Source organism: Streptomyces sp. WAC06614 (assembly GCF_003949795.1).
Lineage (GTDB): Bacteria > Actinomycetota > Actinomycetes > Streptomycetales > Streptomycetaceae > Streptomyces.
Genome location: NZ_RPRY01000371.1, coordinates 1 through 6,416, shown reverse-complemented (window position 1 = coordinate 6,416; position 6,416 = coordinate 1). Strand labels below are relative to the sequence as shown.

At 75.5% G+C, this 6,416-nt stretch carries 4 protein-coding genes and 1 pseudogene; all 5 read left to right on the top strand.

Translation table 11 applies throughout. The features are described from left to right. Window positions 1-26 precede the first annotated feature (26 nt). Window positions 27-800: an NPP1 family protein gene (locus EF918_RS30950; RefSeq protein WP_185921995.1), complete on the top strand. Its 774-nt coding sequence runs from the start codon at window positions 27-29 to the stop codon at window positions 798-800. Between the two features lie 246 nt (window positions 801-1,046). Further along, window positions 1,047-2,432, top strand: coding sequence for an amidase (locus tag EF918_RS30945; RefSeq protein ID WP_125652240.1), 1,386 nt, complete (start codon window positions 1,047-1,049; stop codon window positions 2,430-2,432). A 282-nt stretch (window positions 2,433-2,714) separates the two neighbouring features. Beyond that, window positions 2,715-2,867, top strand: coding sequence for a thiazolylpeptide-type bacteriocin (locus EF918_RS30940; RefSeq protein WP_125652239.1), 153 nt, complete (start codon window positions 2,715-2,717; stop codon window positions 2,865-2,867). Window positions 2,868-2,984: 117 nt separating this feature from the next. Then, on the top strand, window positions 2,985-5,612 hold the full coding sequence (locus EF918_RS30935) for a lantibiotic dehydratase (RefSeq protein WP_125652238.1): 2,628 nt from the start codon (window positions 2,985-2,987) through the stop codon (window positions 5,610-5,612). Further along, window positions 5,606-6,416, top strand: a pseudogene (locus EF918_RS30930) (lantibiotic dehydratase C-terminal domain-containing protein); the annotation flags it as partial. The gene EF918_RS30935 and the pseudogene EF918_RS30930, both read left to right, overlap by 7 nt.

The following is a 6,416-nucleotide window of genomic DNA, read 5'->3' as shown; positions in this document are numbered from 1 at the left end:
CCCCCCAACCCCGCCGGAGGTCAGCTGTGCGGACGCAGCGTCACATCCGCAGGTCGCTCGTAGTCGTCGGTGCCGCCCTCACGCTCGTCGTCGGAATTCCGCAGGTCGCCCTCGCGGCCCCGCCCCCCGCCCTGCCCGCCAACGCCGACCCGATGGAGCGCACGTTCCAGCCCGCTTACGACTACGACACCGACGGCTGCTACCCGACACCCGCCATAGGCCCGACCGGCGTCCTGAACGGCGGGCTCAACCCCACCGGCGCCCTCAACGGCAACTGCCGGGACGCGTCGGACCTCGACAACACCAACGGGTACTCCCGCGCGACCTGCAACAACGGCTGGTGCGCCGTGATCTACGCGCTGTACTTCGAGAAGGACCAGGCCATTCCCGGCATCAGCCTCGGTGGACACCGCCACGACTGGGAACACGTCGTGGTGTGGATCCAGAACAACGAGGCGAAGTACGTATCGACCTCCAACCACGGGGACTTCACCGTCCACGCCCGCGACCGGATCCGCTGGGAAGGCACCCACCCCAAGATCGTCTACCACAAGGACGGGGTCAGCACGCACTGCTTCCGCGCCGCCAACACCAACGACGAGCCGCCGGAGAACCACAAGCGCACCTGGCAGTACCCCGCGCTCGTCGGCTGGAACGGCTACCCCTCCACCGCCCTGCGCGACAAGCTCAGCCAGGCCGACTTCGGCAGCGCGCACTTCGGCCTCCGGAACGACGCCCTCGCCTCTCACCTGGCGAAGGCGAAGCCGGCCGGCATCCCGTTCGACCCGTACCAGTCCTAGTCGTGGCCCTGGCCGTGCCCGCCGGCGGCCGCAGCCGTGGCCGCCGGTCCTGCCGCGGTTCCGCTTGACGCGTGGGGGCCAGGGAGCCAGCCTTACCCGGCACGTACCGGCGAGCAGGGGAGGGGACGGCTGGTGACCCTGGATCGGGATCGCAATCGGGATGCCCATGGGGATGGGGATGGGGAGCGGGATCGCCGGGGGAAGCGGGAACGGGATCGGGAACGGGACCTGGCCGAAGCCGAGTTGATGTACCTCGGTGTCGAGCGGCAGGCCGAGCTGGTGCGCTCGGGGAAGACCACCTCGCGCGCCCTCGTCGAGGCGGCGCTCCGCCGCATCGCCCGGTTCGACGCGGCCCTCGGCGCGTTCCGCGTCGTCCTCGCCGAGCAGGCGCTCGCCGAGGCCGATGTCCGGGACGCGCAGCGCCCGGTCGGGCCGCTCCACGGGGTGCCGGTCGCGGTGAAGGACGAGCTCGACGTGGCCGGGCAGGTCACCACCTTCGGCGGCTCCGCCAACCGTAGCCCCGTCGCCGCCGATGCCGAGGCCGTGCGCCGCCTGCGTGCCGCAGGAGCCGTGATCATCGGCAAGACGGCGATGCCCGAGTTCGGACAGTGGCCCTTCACCGAGTCCGCCGCCCACGGACACACCCGCAACCCCTGGGACACCACCCGCACCCCCGGCGGCTCCAGCGGCGGCAGCGCCGCGGCCGTCGCCGCCGGGCTCGTCGGGGCGGCGCTCGGCGGCGACGGCGGTGGTTCCCTCCGCATCCCGGCGGCCTGCTGCGGTCTGTTCGCGCTCAAACCCCAGCGCGGGCGCGTCTCGACGGCCCCGAACGCCCACCTCTGGTACGCACTCGGCACCGTGGGACCGCTGACCCGCACCGTGCGCGACACCGCCCTGCTGTACGACGTCCTGGCGGGCACCACCCCCACGGACCGGTGGAACGCCCGTCCCACCGCCGTCCGTTGGACGGAAGCGCTGGAGACCCCGCCGGGCCGGCTTCGCATCGGCTGGTCAGCCCGGCCCGCCGTGCCCGGGGTGCGCCCCGACCCGGCGCACGTCGAGGCCCTGCGGGAGACCGTACGGGCCCTACGCGAACTGGGTCACGACGTACGGGAGGTGGACCCGCGCTACCCGGACGCGACGGCGCCGTTCGTGGCGCAGTTCTGCGGTGGGGTGCGGGCGGAGGCCGACACCGTCGAACGCCCCGACCTGCTGGAGCGGCGTACGCGCCGCACCGTCGCGCTCGCCCGGCTGCTCCCGGAGTCCGCCGTGGAGGCCGGGATCCGGGCGGGGGAGCGGCTGGCGGCGCGCGTCGACCGGATGTTCACGTCCATGGACCTCCTGCTCACCCCGGTCATCGCCGCCCGGCCCCGCCAGGTCGGGGCCCTGGACGGCGCCGGGCTGCTGACGGCACTGGTCCGGTCGCGGCCGATGGTCGCCTACACCGCCCTGTGGAACGTCACCGGGCACCCCGCCGCCGCCGTCCCGGCCGGGCTGGGCCCCGACGGGCTGCCCCTGTCCGTCCAGCTGGTGGGCCGCCGCGACGGCGAGGCGAGCGTGCTACGGGTCGCGGCCCAGCTGGAGGCGGTCCGGCCCTGGGCCCCTCTCCGCCCGGAGCCGCCGTCGGCCTGACGGGCCGACCGGCTGACCGAAATGGCATGCATCCTTCCGGAATTGGGCGACGATTTTCAGCCAGCCGAGATCCCCTAGGCTCAGACGTTCGAATATCGTATTGCCCCGAAACCAAGGGGATCCCACGTCTTTGCCGGACAGAAGTGGAATGTCCGGTACGCCTCTGGCTGGATGTGATCACCGGATCGTAGCGTCGGTGATCACTCCACAAGAACCGGTGGTCGGACGGCCGTCGAGAACCCTCGGCGCCCCGTCCGCGCACCCCGAACCCAAGGAGGCGTCATGGACGCTGTGGACATCGACTTCGAGGAGTTCTCGCTCGAAGAGATCGCTGTTGAGGACGTGCCCGACACCACCGGCCTGCCGGTGATGGGTGCTTCCAACGGAGCCTCGTGCTGCCGGGCCAGCTGTTCCTGCTGCTCCAGCAGCAGCTGAACCGCCGCCGGGGGCCGTCCAGGCCCCCGGCGCGCCGGCCGATCCGGAACCACCCCGGCCGGTCCCCGCCCACCCGAGGCCGGGCCGGCCCGCCAGACCAGAAGGGCACCGCCTGCCATGCGGCGATTCGTCGTGGCCGAAACGGCCGCCACACGGGTCAACCCCCTGCCGTACGCCCCGCTCGTACGGCCGCAGACCGCCGCCGCGTGGGACCGGCTCACCACGACCGCCCACGACGCCTTGGCGGCGGCCCGTACCGCCGCCGACGTTCTCGCCGCCGCTGCGGGTCGGGCCGGTGCCGCGGGCCGCGACGACGCCGCGGCCGCGTTCCTGCGCCTGCGCCGCCGGATCCGCGACAAGCCCCTCACCCCCCTCGGCCCGGACCAGCTCTCTGGCCCGGCCGGCCGCCTTCCGGAGGTGGCACGGTGGCAGGCGGGTGTCGTCGCCCACCGGGCGCTGTTGGCCCAGGTGGTGGCCGATCGGGCGCCGGGAGCCGAGCAGGAGCGGCGGGCCCTCGCCGAGCTGTGTGCCGCACCCGACTTCGCCTCCTCCGTCGAGCTGATCAGCCCTCACCTGGGCTCCGCCGTACGGCGCTACGCCGAGTCGGGCGGCGACACCGCCCGCGCCGACCGCAAGTCCGAACCGCGCATCACCGCATACGCGCTGCGGGCCATGACCCGGACCAGCCCGCGCTCCCGCTTCACGGCCGTCGCCCTGTCCTCCCCGGCCGCGTCCCCCGCCACGCTCTGGGCCTCCGCCCCGCCCGCCGTCGTCCTGCGCACCGTAGAGGTCCAGCGCGGCGCCCTGCTCTCGGCGCTGGAGCCCGCACCGCGCCCCGGCGGCCCGGTCCGGCTGGCCCCGCTGCTGCCCGCCGGGCCCGGCCGACTCGCCTTCATGGCCATCACCGTGGCCCACCCCCGCCCCCGCAAGGTGACCCTGCGGCGCAGCCGTGAGCTCACCGAGCTCACGGCCGTCGCCCGCTTCGGCGTGCACGCCTGGGACGACGTGGCCCGGCGGCTCGCCGAGGGCCTCGCCTGTCCTCCCGCCCGCGCCGAGCAGATCATGCGCGCGGCACTCACGGCAGGACTGCTCGGGCCCGCCCTCCCGGTGGACGACCAGGACCCCCACTTCCTCACCGCCTGCGACGACGCCCTGTCGGAGCCCGGCGAACACGCCGCGGCAGACGGCCCATTGGCCGACGAGCCGGAGGCGGGGCTGCGCGCCGTCGTCCGGGAACTGCGGGACACGGTCGCGCTGCTCGCCGCCGACTCCGCGGCCGAACGGCCGGCCCTGCACGCCCGGTTCCGTGCTGTCGCGGCCCGACTCCCGCATGCCGGAGCGCTGGCGCCGCAGCTCTACGAGGACGCCGTGGCCGCCCTGCCGCCCGTCCCCGGAGCCGAGGAGTCCCCCGCCGCGGCCGCGGCGGCGCTCCTTCCCGTCCTCGGCGCCTTCGACCTCAAGGCCGACCTGCGGATCGGGCTCCAGGCCGCCGTCCGCGCCCGGGGCGGCGCCGTCCGGCTGGTGGCCGAGGCCGAGGACCTCGCCGCCGAGGCCGCCCGCCTCGCCACCTCCGCCGCCGCCGGCGACCCCGCCCTGCTCGACGACCCGGACGCCCGCAAGGCCATGGAAGACCTGTGGGGCTTCCGGCGGCTCGTCCTCGGCGACCTGGCCGACCTGTTCGCGGCGGCCGTCGCCGCCGGGGACGGTGCCGACGCGGTCATCGGGCCGGAGCATCTGACGGCCTGGACCGCCGCCCTGCCCGACTGGCTGCACGCGGACGGCGCCTCGTACGCGCTGATGGCCCAGTGGGCCGGGGGCGCGTGGGCCGCGAACGGATGGTTCGGCGGCTACGGCGCCACGTCCGCCCGATTCCTGGAGGCCGACGCCACCGTCGGCGGTGACGCCACCGCCCTCCTGCGCGCCCGCCTGCACCGGGTCCTCGGCCCCGCGGTCGCCGAGGACCGGTCCGCGCACGGCTTCAACACCGGCTGCCACCCCCCGCTCCTCGACCAGGAGATGACCGCCGAGGACTGGGCGGGCGCCGTCCTCGTCGACGAGGGCCCCACCGGCCGGCTGGGCTGGCGTACCCCGCGCGGCCTGCGGCCCGTCACCATCGGCTCCACCCGCTGGGACCTGCTGCCCGCCCCCGCCCGGATCGCCCTGTGGCTGCAGGGCGGGGGCGTCGTCGCGTGCTCGTACGACCACACGTACCGCGAGCGCGCCACCCGCGCCGTCCGCGCCGGGGCCACCATGCGCTCCGGAGCCGACATCGGCCCCGGGGCCGCCGTCCGCTCCGGAGCCGACGGGGTGATCGCCGTGCCCCGGCTGCGCCACGGCAACCTGGTCCTCCAGCGCCGACGTTGGTACCTGCCGGAGACCGACGGGGCCGCCGTCCTCACCGCCGCGCACCGCGGCTCGGCCGACGATCTCCACCGGTTGGTCACACTGCGGGCCGAACACGGCTTCCCCGCACGCTTCTTCGTCAAGCAACTGCCCGAGTGGGAACGCGGCGAGGCCCTCGTGCCCGACGTCACCTCCCGCCCCGTGCCCCGCCCCAAGCCCCGCTACGTGGACACCGCCGGGGTGCTGGGCCTGGCCTCGTTCGCCAAGGACGCCGCCGACTTCACCCATCCCTTCCTGGAGGAGTGCCTGCCTGCTCCGGTGCCCGGCCACCACGTGCGCGAGGCCGTGTTCGAGTTCGACCGGGCCGCCGAGGCCGGCCCCGAGGAGGATCCCGCGTGCTGACCACCCTGCGCGTCCACGACTACCGGTCGGACGTCCTGCCGCTGCTGACCGAAGGGGTGCTGCCGCTCGTCGGCGAGCTCGCCACGGCCGCCGCGCCGGAGGTGTCCTTCCCCACCCGCCACTGGGACGGCGGTCCGCACCTGGCCCTCCACCTGGGCCACGAGCCGCTCCCCGCCGAGGTCCTCGCGCACGCCCGGGAGCGGCTGTCCACGGCCGCCGGACACGGCACGACCTGGACCCCCGAGGAGTACGCGCGCCGCGCTGCCGCCCTCGCTCGGACCGAGGGCACCCCGGTCCGGCACGAACTCCCGCACGCGCACGGCTCGGTGCTGATCTCGACCGACTCCGGGGCCCCGGATCCGCTGACGGCGGTCCGGCACCGTTTCCTGACCGCGCTCGCCCGCGAGCTGGCCGCCCTGCTGCCCGCCGACCCGGCCGCCGCCCGCACCCGTGCCCCCGGCACCGCCCTGCGCTGGATGGCGGGCCTGGCCGCCGCGTACCCCGGGGGACTGCGCTTCGGTTCGCTCTCCTTCCACTCCCACGCAGAGGCCTTCCTCGCCTCCCGGCCCGACGGCGAGGAGCTGCGCGCCCGGTTCGCCGCCGCGGCGCAGCGGTACGCGCCGCAGACCGGGCGCCTGGTCGACACCGCGCTGCAGCACCCCGCCGAACTGCCCGGACACGCCGCCTGCACCACCGCCCTCGCCGCGCTGCGCGCCCCCGAGCTACGCGGCGACGTGGAGCGGCTGCTGCGCGGCGAGGGCGGTGGTGCAGGCGGCGTGTCCGGGCAGTTCGGCGGGGTGCTGC